Raw genomic sequence first — 15750 nt, 5'->3', positions numbered from 1 at the left:
TGATTAAATATCCGGCCATAACCGAACGAAGGTGTCCGCAATCGGATAATTCTTATTCCGTCTTGCAAAGCCACCATTGATTGCCGAAAGGGTCCTTGAAACCAGCGCTGCGACCATAGTCGCGATCGCCCGGTTCCTGCGAAGACGCGCCGCCATGAGCCAGGCCTTTGGCATAAACTCGTCGACATCGGATGTCACCAGGAACATACCCCCTGGAAAAGCCTTGTATTCTTTTTTTGAATCCGTGAACATGATCACAGCCTTCCCAATACTGAACTCAGCATGCATCACGCTCCCGTCGTCGTGTTTGTGGAGATATTTCTCCTGGGCATCGAAAACTTTCTTGATGTATTCGATGAATGCCATAGCGTTGTCGATGACGAGGTAGGGCATGATCGGAAGATAATAGTCGGGAGTTTTCATGGCATGAGAGGGTTATGGTGATGAAGATCGAAGTAAAAACCCTGGAAAGCAAAAGAGCGCCCTCCTTCGCTAAAGCTACGGCGGGCAAGCAAAGCCTTTGCGTTGACTTTGCTTGCCCGCCGTAGCTTTAGCGAAGGAGGGCGCCTTAGCGGTTTAATATTTCTATACGTCTGTCCGCTCCCGCTTGATCTTCACCTTCGCCATCGGCCCCACCTGGATCGGAACCTTCTCCACCTCTAAGTTAGCCGCCTCAATACCATAAAGCTCTTCTGTCGAAAGACTATGCTCCTTCAACAAACGGTACCCCTGGATGATCACGCGGTCAAAGCTCGAGATCTCACTATCCGACGACGCCCACGAATGCAAGATGATAAACTTAAAGTCCGACATCATGCTATACTTATGCAGCGACGGATACGGACTGGTGAGATCGATCTCCCCAGAGTCGGCCATCTCGTGAATGATCTTGTTGAACAAAAGATTTACCCGGTGGTCGGTCTTGAATCCCAGTTTGATGCGTACAAAGAAACACTTCTTTGGAATGATGGTATCCACCACATATTTGCTGCTGAACGGACTGTCGACGGTCTCCACGTGCAGGAACCAAAATACATCCGCTCGCTTGGGGCGTTTCTTGAAGATGGAGTAAATAATATTCGAGTCGATGTAGCGCTTGCTGTCGGCCATGGCGAGGTACACCAGGTTGGTCGATTCCTTGGGCACCGAAACATCGGCTTGCAGGTCCTGGATCATGCCCACATAGTGTTTCAAATCCACAAACTCCGTATGCCGGTCGCGCAGGCCGCGGGCGTGAAGGAGAATGTACATCATGATAAAGAACAGGAACGCAATGGAGAACGTGAACCAGCCGCCGTGCTGGAATTTGTTGAGGTTGGAGATGAGGAACATGCCCTCCACCGAGAAGAACAGAAACGCCAGCGCGCCCGAACGGAACGTCGATTTTTTGGCGGTCATGAAATAGAACACGAGTAGCGACGTGGTCATCAACATGTTGACGGTGATGGCCAAGCCATAGGCGCCTTCCATGGCCGACGACTCCTGGAAGATGAGCACCACGGCAATGCAACCTGCCAGCAGGATCCAGTTGATGGCCGGCACATAAATTTGTCCCTTCAGTTTGCTAGGGTAGCGCACGCGCGTGCTGGGCCACAGTTTCAGTTTCATGGCTTCGTTCACCAGTGTGAACGTGCCGGAGATCAACGCCTGGCTGGCGATGATGGCCGCCATGGTGGCGATGATGATCCCAAAGATGAGGAAGGGTTCGGGAATGATGGCGTAGAAAGGGATCTGGTCACCCAGCGGGAGGCCTTGGTGTTCCAATAACCACGCGCCCTGTCCGAAATAATTGCAAAGCAGCGACACTTTGATAAAGCCCCATCCAAAGCGGATGTTCTCTTTGCCGCAGTGGCCCAGGTCGGAGTACAACGCTTCTGCCCCCGTGGTGCACAGGAACACTGCGCCCAGCAACCAGAAGCCACCCGGATATTTGGTGATGAGGTTGAAGGCGTAGACCGGGTTTAACGCCTTGAAGATATAGGGATGATCGTAGAATTCACGAATGCCCACGGCGGCGATGACCACGAACCACACCAACATGATCGGTCCAAAGGTTTTGCCCACCACGCTGGTGCCGAACTGCTGAAAGATGAACAACGCCACCATGATGGTGATCACGATGGTGACGGTGGGAATAGATGGATTCAAAATGCGCAACCCTTCGATGGCCGACGACACGCTGATGGCCGGTGTGATAAACCCGTCGGCGATGAGCGTGCAGCAGCCGATCACGGCGGGAAAGATCACCCACTGTGCTTTGTAGCGGCGCACCAACGCATAGAGTGCGAAAATTCCACCTTCACCTTTGTTATCGGCGTTGAGGGCGAGGTAAACGTATTTGAGGGTGGTGATGAGGGTCAGCGTCCACACCACGCAGGAGAGGCCGCCGAGGATCAGTTCCTCGTTGATCACCTGTGTGCCGACGATGGCTTTGAAAACGTACAGCGGCGAGGTGCCGATGTCACCGTAAATGATTCCCAGCGAAACGAGGACACCCCCGAACGACAGTGGGGTCTGATATTTTTCGTTTGATATGGCCATGCTTTTATACCCCGCCTTCCGAGGGGGTTGTCATGTAGAAAGAGTTGCGTTGCTTAAAATGGAAAGCGGAGCTTAATCGCTTTTCGAATTGTGTTGAAGAAGCGTAAGGTATGGGGAGCAGCACGAGAAGGGTTCGGACCAGAAACACGATGAGCGAAAAGCCGGGTGCCAGCGCCAGGCTTAAGGAACTTTCCCCGGTAAGGATATGGGGTTTGCCCGGGTCAGCAATACGCATACGCGTGGTTATTTAGTGGGGGCATGAAATGGCTCTAAGTATCGTTCTTAACGTCGCAAATTTAACTTCCTTTAAATAATACCAAAAGTAAAACAAGATAATGTTGGCCTTGTTCTCGCTCGCCGGGGTGGGTTAACGGCTCAATCCGCACCTTAACCGTTAAAAAAAATAATTTGCCAGACCGCCTCTTTTAGCATCGAAATCAATGGTATTTTTGTTCAATAACCCCAAAACCAATCCTTTATGACTAGAAAGCTTGCTTTTATTATACCTGTAGCTGCCCTTCTTGCTGGCTGTGGAGCCAAAGAAAAGGAACAACTGCAATCGCAGGTAGATTCCCTGAAAATTGAACTGGAAACCAGTCAAAAGATGGCGCAAACGTTGACCGAAGTCGGCGCCATGATGGATTCTATCGACGCCAGCCGTCAACTGCTGAGGGTGAACATGGTCGAAGGAACAACCTACGATGACTACAAGACCCGCATGAAGGACATCAATGGTTATGTGCGCGATACCCAAAAGAAGATCGACGACCTCGAAAAATCGTTGAAGACCTCCAAGTCTAACGCCAACGCCTTCTCCAAGACCATCAAGAAACTGAAAGCCGACCTGGAAGCCAAAACACAGGAAATCGCGGGCTTGCAAGAGCAGGTGGATAAATATCGCAACGAGAACGCGAACCTCATCACCACGGTAGGGATGCAGGAAGCCGAGCTCACCGACAAACAGACCCAGATCGAAACCAAAACACAAGAGCTTGCCCTCATCGAAGCCCGCGTGCAAGAGATCATGATCCAAAGCAAAATGACGGAAGCCGACGCCTACTACGCCCGTGGACAGGCCGTGGAAGAAGCTGCCGCCCGCACCAAACTGGCTCCCCGCAAGAAAAAAGATACGTACAGAGAAGCGATTGAGCTTTATAAGAAAGCCTTGTCGCTTGGTAAAGCCGAAGCCCAGGAGAAGATCACTACCCTGGAGGCGAAACTATAATGACACCCAGAAAATAGAAAAGACCCCTGCGGGTATCCGCAGGGGTCTTTCTATTTTCTGGCCCCTTTATAAAAAATATCGCAATACAACCCTCAGTTTCTTACTACCTTTGCAATTCTCAATCCCTGTATGGCCTTTGATGTTATTGTAACCTTACTCCTCGTTTTACTGAATGGTTTCTTCGTGGCGGCCGAATTCGCCATCGTGAAGGTGCGCTCCTCGCAGATCGCGCTGGAGAAAGGAAACTTGTCCAAGCGGGCCGCACAAAACATCATCAACAACCTCGATGGCTACCTGGCGGCTACGCAGTTGGGTATCACCCTGGCCAGTCTTGGCTTAGGCTGGGTGGGAGAGGATGTGATGTCGCGCATCATTTTGGATACGATGTCATGGTTGGGATTGACGTTCAGCGAAGCGTTGGCCCACCGCATTGCATTGCCCATCGCGTTTGCTATGCTCACGATCCTGCACATCGTGTTCGGGGAGCTGGCACCCAAGTCGCTGGCCATTCGTTACTCCACCTCCACCACGCTGCGGGTATCGGTCCCCCTGCGCATTTTCTATTATGTGTTCCGCCCTTTCATTTGGTTGTTGAACGGCATGGCCAACATCATCCTGAAAGTGTTTGGCGTAAAGCCGATCACGGAACAGGAGATCCACTCCGAAGATGAACTGAAATTGATCATCGCCGAAAGCGAAGAAGGCGGCGCCATCGAACCCAACGAACGCGAACTGATCCAGAATGTGTTCGACTTCGACGACCGTGTGGTGCGTCAGGTGATGGTGCCCCGCGTGAAGATCACCGGCCTGCACGCCAGCCTGACCATTCAGGAGGCGATGGACCACGTGTTGAAAGAAGGCTATTCGCGTTATCCCGTCTACGAAAACTCGCTGGACGAGATCATCGGCATCGTGCACGCGAAAGATATCATTGCCGTGTATGTGCAAAAAGGCAGCAAAGGGCTGAAAGATGTGATGCGTCCTGCTCATTTCATTCCGGAAGCCAAACCCATCGATGTGCTGCTGCGCGAATTCCAACGGCGCAAAACACAGATGGCCATTGTGGTGAGCGAGTTTGGCGGCACCATTGGCATTGTCACGTTGGAGGATATCATTGAAGAATTAGTGGGCGAGATCCAGGACGAACACGACCACGAAGCACAGATCGTGATCCCGCAAGACAAGGGCGTTTATCAGATTGTGGCCCAGTCGTCGCTTCATGATATCAATAAATTTGTGGATGAGCCGTTCCCCGAATCCGAAGAATACGAGACCCTGTCGGGCTTGTTAACCTTTCACAAGCCGTCGCTGAAAGAAGGCGACACGTTTGTGCTGCTGGGCTATAAATTCAAGATCCTCAAACTGAACAAGACCCTGCCCGAGTTGGTGGAAGCCACCTGGGAAGGCGAAAGCCCCGTGGATTAGAACCATTTCTTTTTGCGGAAGTAGATCATCATGGAAATGAAGATCAGCCCCATGATGCCCCACACCACATAGTAGCCATACTTCCAGTCCAGCTCCGGCATAAACTTAAAGTTCATCCCATACACGCCCACGATGAAGGTCAAGGGCATGAAGATGGTGGAGATCACCGTGAGCACTTTCATGACCTCGTTCATCTTGGTGTTCATCGCGTTGATGTGAATATCCATGAGGCTCGAGGTAAGGTCCTTGAAGGTGTCCATGGAATCGATGATGTGGGACACGTGGTCATACACGTCGCTGAAATAGCGGATGTTCTCTTCTTTCACGTATTCCGATTCGCCTTTCACGATCTTGCTCAACGCGTCGCGCAACGGGTAGAGTGCTTTGCGGAGGTAGATCAATTCCTTTTTGAGGGATTGGATCTTGTAGAAGGTTTCGTTGCTGGGATTTTCGTAGACGGTCTCTTCGATCTCGTCGATGATGTCGCCCACGCGGTCGAGCACGTTGTAGTAGTTGTCGACGATGATGTCGATGAGGCGGTAGAGCAGGTAGTCTGCGTGTTTCTTTCTCACCTTGCCCAGGTCCAGCCGGATCCGTTCGCGGAAGCCTTCGAAAAGGTCGCCTTCTTTTTCCTGGAAGGACACGAGGAAGTTGCTGCCCAGCACAAAGCTGATCTGCTCGTAGTCAATGGAGGTGCCTTCGATCTTGTAGAGCATCTTCAGGGTAAAGAACAGGTAGTCGTCGTATTCCTCGGCCTTGGGGCGCTGGTCGGCCAGCACGTCGTCCACCAAAAGGGGGTGGAGGCAGAAGTAGGCCTGGAGCTTTTCGATGATTTCGATGTTGCTCAGACCGTCCAGGTTGACCCAGTTCACCTGGTCGGGTTGGAGGTGGGTGAGCAGCTCATCAGGATCGGCGCTATCGATCTTGTTGTATTTTTCGCGGTTGTAGGAGATCAGTTCGAGGATCACTCCGGGCTTTATTGCGGGAGACATGTCGGTTGCTTTGGTCAGCATGGGTCTTAATCTTTAAAACAGGTATTTATGGGGGTTGTTCTACGGGGGCTGGGGGGTAAAGTTCTTCTAAAATAGTAAATATAGGCACGGGGTGGTATCCTTTGTCTTCTTGTTTCTTTTGGGCTCCCCCAGGCTTAGGTTGGGCGATACTTAATACACTAAAATACTTCAACGCTTTGAAATCAATGCGTATTATTGCGGCGATGCCTTTACGCCTGGATGATATTAAGATTCCCATCGCCCGTGAGATGGAAGAATTCGAACAAAAATTCCGGGCCTCCATGAAAACCCGTGTCCTGTTGCTGGACAAGATCATGGGCTATATCGTAAAGCGCAAGGGCAAGCAGATGCGCCCCATGTTCGTGTTCCTCAGCGCCGGCGTGAGCGGCACCATCAACGACTCCACCTACCGCGGCGCCTCCCTGATCGAACTCCTCCACACGGCCACCCTGGTGCACGACGACGTGGTGGACGAGGCCAACTACCGCCGCGGTTTCTTTTCCGTGAATGCCCTTTGGAAAAACAAGATCGCCGTTTTGGTTGGCGATTTCCTGCTCTCCCGTGGCATGATCCTTTCCCTGGAGAACAAAGATTTCAACCTCCTGAGCATCGTCACGGAAGCCGTTCGCGAGATGAGCGAAGGCGAGCTCCTCCAAATGGAAAAGTCGCGTCGCCTCGACATCAACGAAGCCGTCTACTATGACATCATCCGCCAAAAAACCGCCTCCCTCATTGCCTCCTGCTGTGCCGTGGGCGCCAGCTCCAGCGGCGCCTCCGAAGAGGTGGTGAAAAAGATGCACCGCTTTGGCGAAAACATCGGCATGGCCTTCCAGATCAAAGACGATTTGTTTGACTATGGCGAAGACGAAATCGGCAAACCCCTGGGCATCGACATCAAAGAAAAGAAGATGACCCTGCCCCTCATCCACGCCCTGAGCAAGGCCGACTGGCTCACCAAACGCCGCATCATCGGCATCGTAAAAAACGACGGCGACAAACCTAAAAAAGTTAAAGAGGTCATCGCCTTTGTAAAAAAATCCGGCGGCATCGACTACGCCCAGCAGGTCATGGACCGCTATCACCACGATGCCCTCGCCCTCCTGAAAGACTTCCCCGAATCCCCCTACAAAACGTCCCTCATCCAACTGGTCCAATTCACCATCGACCGAAGCAACTGACCCGCGCCCCACGCCGTTGTTGGTGTTCTTCACCAACAACATTCGGATACAAAACCCCCCAATAGTAGTTGCCCAATTGGGCCAGCCACCAATTCATATACAGCACGCCCAATAGCACTACCCACCCCTTTGTTGGTGTCCCACCAACAAAGATCCGGACACAACCACCCCATAAACAAAACCCCGTGTATCTCGAAAATTTTCGAACACAACGCCCCCCACAACCATCACCACGCCCACCTCGGATATTTCGAATATCTCAATAACTTTACCCCCACCGCAGACCCTCGAACCCATGCCGGAAATCATCAGCCAAAAACAAGTCTTCTCCCTCCTGGAAGTTGCCCAAAGCATCCAGAAGACCTTGGCCGAGCGCTACAAAAGCACCTTCTGGGTGAAGGCCGAAATGAACAAGCTCAACCATTACTCACACTCCGGCCACTGCTACCCGGAGCTCGTGGAAAAGAAAGACGGCAAAGTGATCGCCCAAATGAAATCCATCTTGTGGCGAACGGACTACCTGCGCGTGAATGCCGCTTTTTTAGAGACGCTGAAAGAACCCATCAAAGACGGCATCAAGATCTTGTTTTGTGCCTCCATCATCTTTGATCCTTCGCATGGACTGAGTCTGAACATCCTCGACATCGACCCCGTGTTCTCGCTGGGTGAGTTGGAACGCGAGAAACAAGAGACCATCGAAAAGCTGACCCGCGAAGGCATCTTCCACCAAAACAAGCGGCTCGATTTTCCGCGTCTTCCACAACGCATTGCCGTGATCTCGGTGGAAACCAGCAAGGGGTATTCTGATTATCTCAAGATCATCGATCACAACCCGTGGGGCTATGCGTTTTTCAATCTTCTCTTTCCTTCGTTGTTGCAGGGCGACAAATCGGTGTCGTCCATCATCTATCAATTGAGGAGGATAAAGAAAGTGCTCCATCATTTCGACGTGGTGGCCATCATTCGCGGGGGTGGGGGTGACGTGGGGTTGTCGTCGTTTAACAATTACATGCTGGCTCGTGAGATCGCTTTGTTTCCCATTCCCGTGATCACGGGCATCGGCCATTCCACCAACGAGACGGTGACGGAGATGGTGTCGCACCGGAATGCGATTACCCCGACGGAGCTTGCCGATTTTTTGATCCAGGCCTTTCACAATTTTTCGGTGCCGGTGCGCGAAGCGGAGAAGCTCATCAGCGAGCGTGCCATCCGGATCGTGAAGGATGAAAACCAGCGGTTGCATCACGCCGTGCGCTATTTTCAGTCGGTGACGCACAACCGGTTGCTGCGCAGCCGCCATGACATTGAAGGGCAGACGAAGTCGGTGGTGCAGCAATCGCGATTTCTCATGAAACAAGAAGCCCGCACGCTCAGCGCCACGGCAGGTAAAATGCAAGGCGACGCCCTGAACACCCTGCGCGAAAGTGAGGAAGCCCTGGAACGGGCCGCCGCTAACCTGGTGCGCCAAACCCAGGCCAGCCTGACTAAAAACAAAGTGTCGCTTCAACATCTCGAAGCGCAAGTGCGCATATTGGACCCGATTCATATCTTGCGTCGCGGCTTCACCATTACTTTGAAAGATGGCAAAGCTTTGAAGAGCGCAGCCGACGTAAAACCTGGAGACGTCATCATTACGCAACTGGCGGAGGGCCAAATCACCAGCACGACCAGTTCAACTCAACCCAACGCAAACCCATGAGCAACAACACCAGCTATACCGATGCCTTTGATGAATTGCAAGTCATCGTTACCGAAATTGAAAGCGGCGAAATCTCTGTCGACGAACTGTCGGACAAGGTGAAGCGGGCCACGGAATTGATCCGCATTTGCAAGGCCAAGCTCACCACCACGGAAGAGAACGTGAACAAGATCTTGAAGGACCTGGAGGGAACGGAAGAATAGAACAGCCGTCCCCTATTAAATTAATGCTTCGTCGGGTTGGCCGTGGCGGCATCGAACACGCGACAGAAGTTGTCGCCGCCAACCTTGCCAATTTCGTCTGCCGTAAAACCAATCTTTAACATCGCCTCTACGATGGCATAGTAGAACCCCGACTTCTGGTCCTGCCAGGCCTGGTTTGTGCGCTCCCCGATTCTTTCGCGATTTTGATTGCCGCCCGGGCCACCACTGCCAGCCGGTCTATAGGTTGGGGTTAACTTGGTGTCGGTGCCGATGCACACATGATCAATGCCAACAACGTCCACCAACGCCCGGATATTCTGGGCATATTCCAGCGGCGTGTCCGACAAGTGTGTCCACACGCCAATCACTCCGCCCGTGTCGGCCACGATCTTCGCTTGCGCTTTGCTGATGAGTCGGGGTCGCATCATGTTGGCCATGGAAGCGTTCTGACCCAATTGTGTATCCAGACCGGTGTGAGAGATGATCACGGGATGACTCGTCAATTTGAGCGCGGCCGAAACCGTGTCGGCGTTGGCGTGGCCCAGGTCAACAAGAATGCCCAGCCGGTTGCATTCCTTGATCACCTCGGCTCCAAACGGCGTGAGTCCACCCCAACGTGGCGGATTGGTGAACACGTCGCCCAGGGGCACGGACGCATCATTGTCGTGAAGCAACGTGAGATGTCGCAGGCCCCGGTCATACGCTTCTGCGAGCCGCTCCAGCTGTCCTTCCAGAAAATGACCTCCTTCCAAGGATTGAATGACGGTCGGCTGGTGGTTCTTATGCGCCGTGCGAAGATCGGCCAGGTTTAAGGCGCGCTTCATGTTGTTATTGACGAGTTGCTTGTCCAGCGAAGCCATCGCGTTCTTGAACCGCTCGTAAGCCTCACCGGGGTTTCGCAGCTCGGGGCGGTCGACGGCAAAGGTCATGCAGATCGCCAGGAGTCCTGAGCGTTTCATCTCACCGGCCAGGTCGATGTTTGGACCGGGCACTTCGGCTGTGGCGAAAGGTATATCGATATGATTATGCGTGTCGATGCCCAGGGTTGACGCAACGATCTTGGCCACTTGTGGGTCGACTTCGTCCGCGGCCCATGATGTCGGTGGGTTCAACATCATCGCAGCACTTGTTCCTGCCAGGGCAGCAAAGAAGTCGCGTCGTGACCAATTGGTTTGAGATTTTATCATGATCTGCAATGCTCGTTTTTGAATGATGACAGGATCAGCGTGCGGATTCCCTTGCTGGAATTCCTTTGCGGCTACCTGATCTTGTCAAGATAACGATTGGTCCGATCCGTTGTTCGAAGCACAGGGAATAATAGACCAATGCCATTGATCTATCGACGCGTGTGAAAAACTATTGTGGTAAATTTGAGCGTGAAGGTGTTCACACCTGATGGAAGCTGTACATCATCCTGCTGATCCATTGAAATAGCCAACAACGAGAATGAAATCCGAAAGACCTGAGCTTAGAGAAGCAAAGATGTACACTTGGTATTCCCTGTTCATTATCATTATATCCTTACCCTTTAGCCTGATGTGCTATGTGCTGGAAGATAGCGCCCCGTCAGCGATAGAGCTGATGCCATACGGAATTGCCGGATTCTTTATTGGGCTCTTATCGCTGTTCATCTGGTACAGGAAATGGAAGAGGCTGATAAAAATTTGAAAGGGTACACCCTTTATAAAGTTATGGCATGATATCGTTGTGTGCGATGTGCTTTCGAATATCAGTGTCCGGCCCCTCTGCCATTTGCCACTCAATCCTTACTTCTAACCATGCAGAACAAAATTGCAATGAAGTTTGCCAACAGCTGCTTATATTTTTCGGATAGATTATATTCGTGATATTAGCTTTCGATGCTTAGACTTTACTTCTTCTTACTCTTGGTGTGCGTGTGCGAAACCGTGCACGCCCAGCTAACCTACCAGGTCATGCCTGTTCGTGAAACGATGACCATGGATGGGAAGTGGGACAAGCCCGTCTGGAAAAAAGTAAAGCCGATCCGGATCGAGAACAGGATGGGAGATGCGCCCCGGTTCCGCCCCGTAACAGAGGCAAAGATGCTCTACGATGCGGCCAATGTTTACGTCATTTTCCGCGTGCACGACAAGTTCGTCAAAAGCACGGTGACGGCGTACAATGGAGACGTATCCGGCGACTCGTGTGTTGAATTTTTCTTTTCACCCAACAGCGCTCAGCCGGGCCACTACTTTAATCTCGAAGTGAATGCGGGAGGAACTCCCCTGATTTTTTTTGTCACCAAGCCCCGGAAGGAATTCAAGGAACTGCCCGACGCGGCGATCGATCAGATCGAGATCGCGCACTCGCTTCCCCGCGTGGTCGATCCCGAAAGGGCAGAAGAGACCACCTGGACGATCGAATACCGCATTCCCCTGAGCATCCTCAAGCAGTTTACCGACGTCACCATCCCAAAACCGGGCGTGACCTGGCGAGCCAACTTCTACAAGACCGCGAGCCATACGAGCAACCCACACTATTACACGTGGTCGCCCGTATCGAACCCGGAACCGGATTTTCATTTGCCGGCCTACTTTGGAACACTCACTTTTAACTGATGACATTTCCCAACCGGTAAGCCCGTCGACGACCTCCATGAACGCGAAACAATCCAATCAACCCTATGAACAGAAGAGATTTAATCAAAGGCATTACCCTGTTCCCCCTCGTGGGCGGATCAACGGTATCGCTCGGCCATGCAACGGCCCTGCCACCACCGGAGCGCGATTTTTTTAAAGAGCTCGGCATCCGGGTATTCATAAACGCAGCGGGCACCTACACCTTTATGACCGCCTCGCTGATGCCGCCGGAAGTGGTCGAAGCCATCCGCGTAAGCGCGAAACAATTCGCCATCCTCGATGAGGTTCAGGACAAGGTGGGAGAACAGATCGCCAAACTCTGCAAAGCAGAAGCGGCCATGGTCACTGCCGGATGCTGGTCGGCCCTGGTGCTTGGCATGGCGGGTATTCTCACGGGTATGGACGACAAGAAAGTGGCCATGCTTCCCTTCCTCGAAGGATCGGGGATGAAATCGGAAGTGATCGTCCAGAAATCGCACGCCAACGGATATCACATGGCCTTAACCCACACGGGCGTGAAGATCGTGACCGTGGAGACGAGCGATGAACTGCGCAAGGCCGTGAATGAAAAAACGGCATGCCTCTGGTTTCTCAACCGCGAAGCACCGGTGGGTGCCATCAAGCATGAGGAGTGGTTAAGCCTGGGTAAAGAATTAGGAATTCCTACCATGATCGACATTGCCGCGGACGTGCCGCCGGTTGAAAATTTGTGGCGATACAATGAAATGGGATTTGATCTCGTGTGCATTTCCGGCGGCAAAGCGCTGCAGGGCCCGCAAAGCGCAGGCGTCTTGATGGGTAAAAAACAGTTGATCGCTGCGGCCCGGTTGAGCGCCCCGCCGCGTTCGGGCATCGCCCGGGGTCATAAAGTGAACAAGGAAGAGATCATTGGCATGTATGCCTCCCTCGACCGCTATGTGAAGCTGGACCACACCAAAGAATGGAAGGAGTGGGAACAAAAGATCGCCGTCATCGACACCGCGGTAAAGAAAGTGAAGGGTGTAAAGACCGAGGTGATCGTGCCCCCGGTCGCCAACCACACACCGGCACTGAAGATCACGTGGGACCCCAATGTCACCACGCTCACCAGCGAAGCGCTGGGCAAGCAGCTCCGCACAGGATCACCCTCTGTAGAGATCGTTTCCTGGGAAGAAAAGGACAGCGTGAAGGTGACCGTGTTTATGTTGAAAACAGGAGAGACTGAAATTGTGGCGAGGAGGCTTAAAGAAGAACTTGAAAAAGCGACTAAGGCTTAACGGGCATTTTTTACAAAATGAAAATCCAGATACTTCCAAACCTATTTATGAAGCGATTCTTTTTTCTAAACAGCCGGCGTATAGCCTATGCCGTTGCCGGCATGACCATCCTGCTCTGCAGCCAGTGTAAACAAAATGATGCAGCAACCACTGTTCCAAAAGGCGATCCTGACAATGGGAAACTCACCATGGCCGACGGCTTCGAAGCGGTGGTCGTGGTGGACAGCCTGGGAAGAGCCAGGCACCTGGCGGTCAACGAAAACGGTGATATCTACGTGAAACTCCGGGGCACGACAGAGCGGGGCGGCGCCGTAGCCCTTCGCGACACCACCGGCGACGGCAAAGCCGATATTATAAAATACTTTGGCAACTACAAGGACCGGGGCTCCTACAGCACCGCGATGCGCATTTACAATGGCTATATCTATTTCAGCACGACCGGTGTGGTCTACCGAAGCAAACTCGTTCCCGGACAACTCTTGCCCGACACGGCCGCCGAGGCCATCGTGATCGATGATGCCTACCGTCAAAATCCCCGCGGCACGGAACATATCACCAAACCCATCACCTTCGACGACAAGGGCCATATCTATGTGCCCTTTGGCGCCCCCGGCGATGTGTGCCAGGTCGAAAACCGAACACCCGGATCTCCCGGCATGCTTCCTTGTCCCCAACTCGATATTCACGGCGGTGTCTGGCAGTTCGATGCCAACAAGCCCGGCCAGATCCAGGCGGACGGGAAGCGCTACGCTACGGGTATCCGCAGCCTGGTGGCGATGGCCTGGAATTTTCAGGACGGAAACCTCTTCGCCGTTCAACACGGACGCGATGACTTTTTCCGTACATGGCCTGACCTCTACACCGCCTACCAAAGTGCGTTGCTGCCCGCGGAAGAATTCTTCCGGATCACCGAAGGCACCAATGGCGGCTGGCCCTACTTCTATTACGACCAACTGCAGAACAAGAAAGTCCTGAACCCGGAATACGGCGGCGATGGCAAAAAGAACGAGGGTGCCGATACGGTGACGATGCCCCTCATCGGTTTCCCTGGACACTTCTCGCCCAACGATCTCCTTTTCTATAAGGGCGATCAATTCCCCGCGCGCTATAAGAACGGGGCATTCATAGCCTTTCACGGATCGACCATACGTGCGCCCTACCCGCAAGCCGGATATTTCGTTGGCTTCGTGCCCTTCAAGGATGGGAAACCCTCTGGCCCTTGGGAAGTGTTTGCCGATGGGTTCGCAGAGCAAGACACCATCGTCAACACCTCCGATGCGAAAGCGCGCCCCATGGGGCTCTCGGAGGGACCGGATGGTTCGTTGTACGTCACGGAAAGTGTGAGGGGAAAGATCTGGAGGATCATGTTCAAGGGCAACAAGACGGAGTTCGGCGAGAAACAGCTTGCCGTAATGGACGAACGGAAGAACCGCACCAACGTGAAGACACCCGACGAAAAGAAGGACAACCTGTTCGAGGGTAAACAATCGACCGGATCGATAGCCTATACCCGCTATTGTGCGTCGTGTCACCTTCCGGGCGGCCAAGGCGATGGAAACCGTTATCCCCCGTTGTTCGGTTCGCCCTATGTGAGTGGGCCAAACAAACAACTGATTGAAATTGTGCTGAAAGGCATGTCGGGCCCGATCACGATCAGAGGCAAATCGTTTGATGGCGTGATGCCCTCGCATGCCTTCCTGAGCGATGAGCAGGTGGCGGAAATCCTCTCCTATGTAAGAGTTAGAATGACCCACGGTGGCGCACCGGTTTCTTCGGAAGAAGTGCGGACGGTACGGTCACAACCCTAATGAATCGTTGCATCTGGTAATGTTTAAGAACTGATCCGTAATTTTTTTCTGCGGTCGGATTGCTGACATACGCTGGGTCACGCTGCAAGATTTTCGAATCTTCAGCGTGACCCAATTTGCGGCAAACTTCTCCAATACAGTCCCGATCAGCATCTTGTCGTCTGTTATTCCCGTTTTAAACTGTACTTTACTTTCGTTCGCGGTGGGATCTGCCCTTCGATCAAATCGCGATCTTGTAAATAAGGGAAGACAGTTTTTAAAGGATTAAAACATACGAACATGAAAGGATATTACATTATCAGCCTGGCGATTGTTGCCTTTATTAGTGCTACCAGTTTTACATTCAACGAGCCAACGGGCAATACGATACCCTACCCGGAGGGTTATCGAAGGTGGACGCATATTAAAACAGGGATCGTCGGCCCGGAACATCCCAATGTGAAATACCGCGGCTTCAATCATGTGTATGCCAACGACAAAGCCTTTCAGGGTTTTGAATCCGGAACATTCCCGGAAGGATCGATCATTGTTTTTGACGTGATCGAAGCCTCCACAAGCAATAACTATACTGCCGAGGGAAAGCGGGATCACATGGATGTCATGGTGAAAGATGCTGTTAAGTTTGCGGCCACCGGGGGCTGGGGGTACGCGCAGTTTGAAGGGAACGGTGACCCCAGGGCACTGACAGACGAGACGGTCACGAAATGCTACCAGTGTCACCTCAAGCAAAGTGATCACGTGTTCAGCGAGTTTAGAAAATAAAAATTGTGCTTTTCGTTTTTTGCGCCGGCAAGGATCAGTG

At 52.5% G+C, this 15750-nt stretch carries 14 protein-coding genes; 9 read left to right on the top strand and 5 right to left on the bottom strand.

What is annotated here, in order from left to right:
• Positions 1–3: 3 nt before the first annotated feature.
• From BUB30_RS17910 to BUB30_RS17900, 3 genes are all read right to left on the bottom strand, one after another.
• Positions 4–423 carry a VOC family protein gene (locus BUB30_RS17910; RefSeq protein ID WP_084138210.1) on the bottom strand — a complete coding sequence of 140 codons (420 nt, stop codon included), beginning with the start codon at positions 421–423 and terminating at the stop codon, positions 4–6.
• A gap of 162 nt (positions 424–585) precedes the next feature.
• The gene (locus BUB30_RS17905) at positions 586–2541 is read right to left on the bottom strand and encodes a KUP/HAK/KT family potassium transporter (protein WP_178377142.1); all 1956 of its coding nucleotides are present in this window, start codon (positions 2539–2541) and stop codon (positions 586–588) included.
• 4 nt (positions 2542–2545) lie between these two features.
• Positions 2546–2776 carry a hypothetical protein gene (locus BUB30_RS17900; protein ID WP_073136553.1) on the bottom strand — a complete coding sequence of 77 codons (231 nt, stop codon included), beginning with the start codon at positions 2774–2776 and terminating at the stop codon, positions 2546–2548.
• 243 nt (positions 2777–3019) lie between these two features.
• Here BUB30_RS17900 and BUB30_RS17895 point away from each other — a divergent pair, with 243 nt between their 5' ends.
• Entirely contained in the window at positions 3020–3766 is a 747-nt protein-coding gene (locus tag BUB30_RS17895) for a GumC domain-containing protein (RefSeq protein ID WP_073136551.1), read from the top strand.
• Positions 3767–3895: 129 nt separating this feature from the next.
• Positions 3896–5191 (top strand): hemolysin family protein, encoded by a 1296-nt coding sequence (locus BUB30_RS17890; protein WP_073136550.1) that lies wholly within the window; start codon positions 3896–3898, stop codon positions 5189–5191.
• Here the strand turns inward: BUB30_RS17890 and corA are convergent.
• Positions 5188–6204 (bottom strand): magnesium/cobalt transporter CorA, encoded by a 1017-nt coding sequence (corA, locus tag BUB30_RS17885; RefSeq protein ID WP_073136548.1) that lies wholly within the window; start codon positions 6202–6204, stop codon positions 5188–5190. The two genes, BUB30_RS17890 and corA, sit on opposite strands and share 4 nt — an antisense overlap.
• A gap of 203 nt (positions 6205–6407) precedes the next feature.
• Between corA and BUB30_RS17880 the strand changes: the two genes are divergently transcribed.
• The 3 genes from BUB30_RS17880 to xseB all read left to right on the top strand — a co-directional run bounded on the left by BUB30_RS17880 (position 6408) and on the right by xseB (position 9284).
• Positions 6408–7382 (top strand): polyprenyl synthetase family protein, encoded by a 975-nt coding sequence (locus BUB30_RS17880; protein WP_073136546.1) that lies wholly within the window; start codon positions 6408–6410, stop codon positions 7380–7382.
• 295 nt (positions 7383–7677) lie between these two features.
• A complete protein-coding gene (xseA, locus tag BUB30_RS17870; protein ID WP_073136542.1) occupies positions 7678–9081 on the top strand; it encodes an exodeoxyribonuclease VII large subunit in 1404 nt (467 codons plus the stop codon).
• A complete protein-coding gene (gene xseB, locus BUB30_RS17865) occupies positions 9078–9284 on the top strand; it encodes an exodeoxyribonuclease VII small subunit (protein WP_073136540.1) in 207 nt (68 codons plus the stop codon). Before xseA ends, xseB begins: the two co-directional genes overlap by 4 nt.
• Positions 9285–9304: 20 nt before the next feature.
• Here xseB and BUB30_RS17860 read toward each other — a convergent pair whose 3' ends face one another.
• Positions 9305–10471 carry a dipeptidase gene (locus BUB30_RS17860; RefSeq protein ID WP_073136538.1) on the bottom strand — a complete coding sequence of 389 codons (1167 nt, stop codon included), beginning with the start codon at positions 10469–10471 and terminating at the stop codon, positions 9305–9307.
• 747 nt (positions 10472–11218) lie between these two features.
• On the opposite strand from BUB30_RS17860, the gene BUB30_RS17850 reads away from it, so the two are divergent.
• From BUB30_RS17850 to BUB30_RS17835, 4 genes are all read left to right on the top strand, one after another.
• On the top strand, positions 11219–11863 hold the full coding sequence (locus tag BUB30_RS17850) for a carbohydrate-binding family 9-like protein (protein ID WP_245804123.1): 645 nt from the start codon (positions 11219–11221) through the stop codon (positions 11861–11863).
• A 65-nt stretch (positions 11864–11928) separates the two neighbouring features.
• Positions 11929–13140 carry an aminotransferase class V-fold PLP-dependent enzyme gene (locus tag BUB30_RS17845; protein WP_073136532.1) on the top strand — a complete coding sequence of 404 codons (1212 nt, stop codon included), beginning with the start codon at positions 11929–11931 and terminating at the stop codon, positions 13138–13140.
• Positions 13141–13187: 47 nt separating this feature from the next.
• Entirely contained in the window at positions 13188–14948 is a 1761-nt protein-coding gene (locus tag BUB30_RS17840) for a PQQ-dependent sugar dehydrogenase (protein ID WP_073137382.1), read from the top strand.
• 279 nt (positions 14949–15227) lie between these two features.
• Positions 15228–15710 carry a cytochrome P460 family protein gene (locus BUB30_RS17835; RefSeq protein ID WP_073136530.1) on the top strand — a complete coding sequence of 161 codons (483 nt, stop codon included), beginning with the start codon at positions 15228–15230 and terminating at the stop codon, positions 15708–15710.
• Positions 15711–15750: the final 40 nt, after the last annotated feature.

This window comes from Chryseolinea serpens, from assembly GCF_900129725.1.
Taxonomy (GTDB): Bacteria; Bacteroidota; Bacteroidia; order Cytophagales; family Cyclobacteriaceae; genus Chryseolinea; species Chryseolinea serpens.
This window is presented reverse-complemented; position numbering and strand designations above follow the sequence as displayed.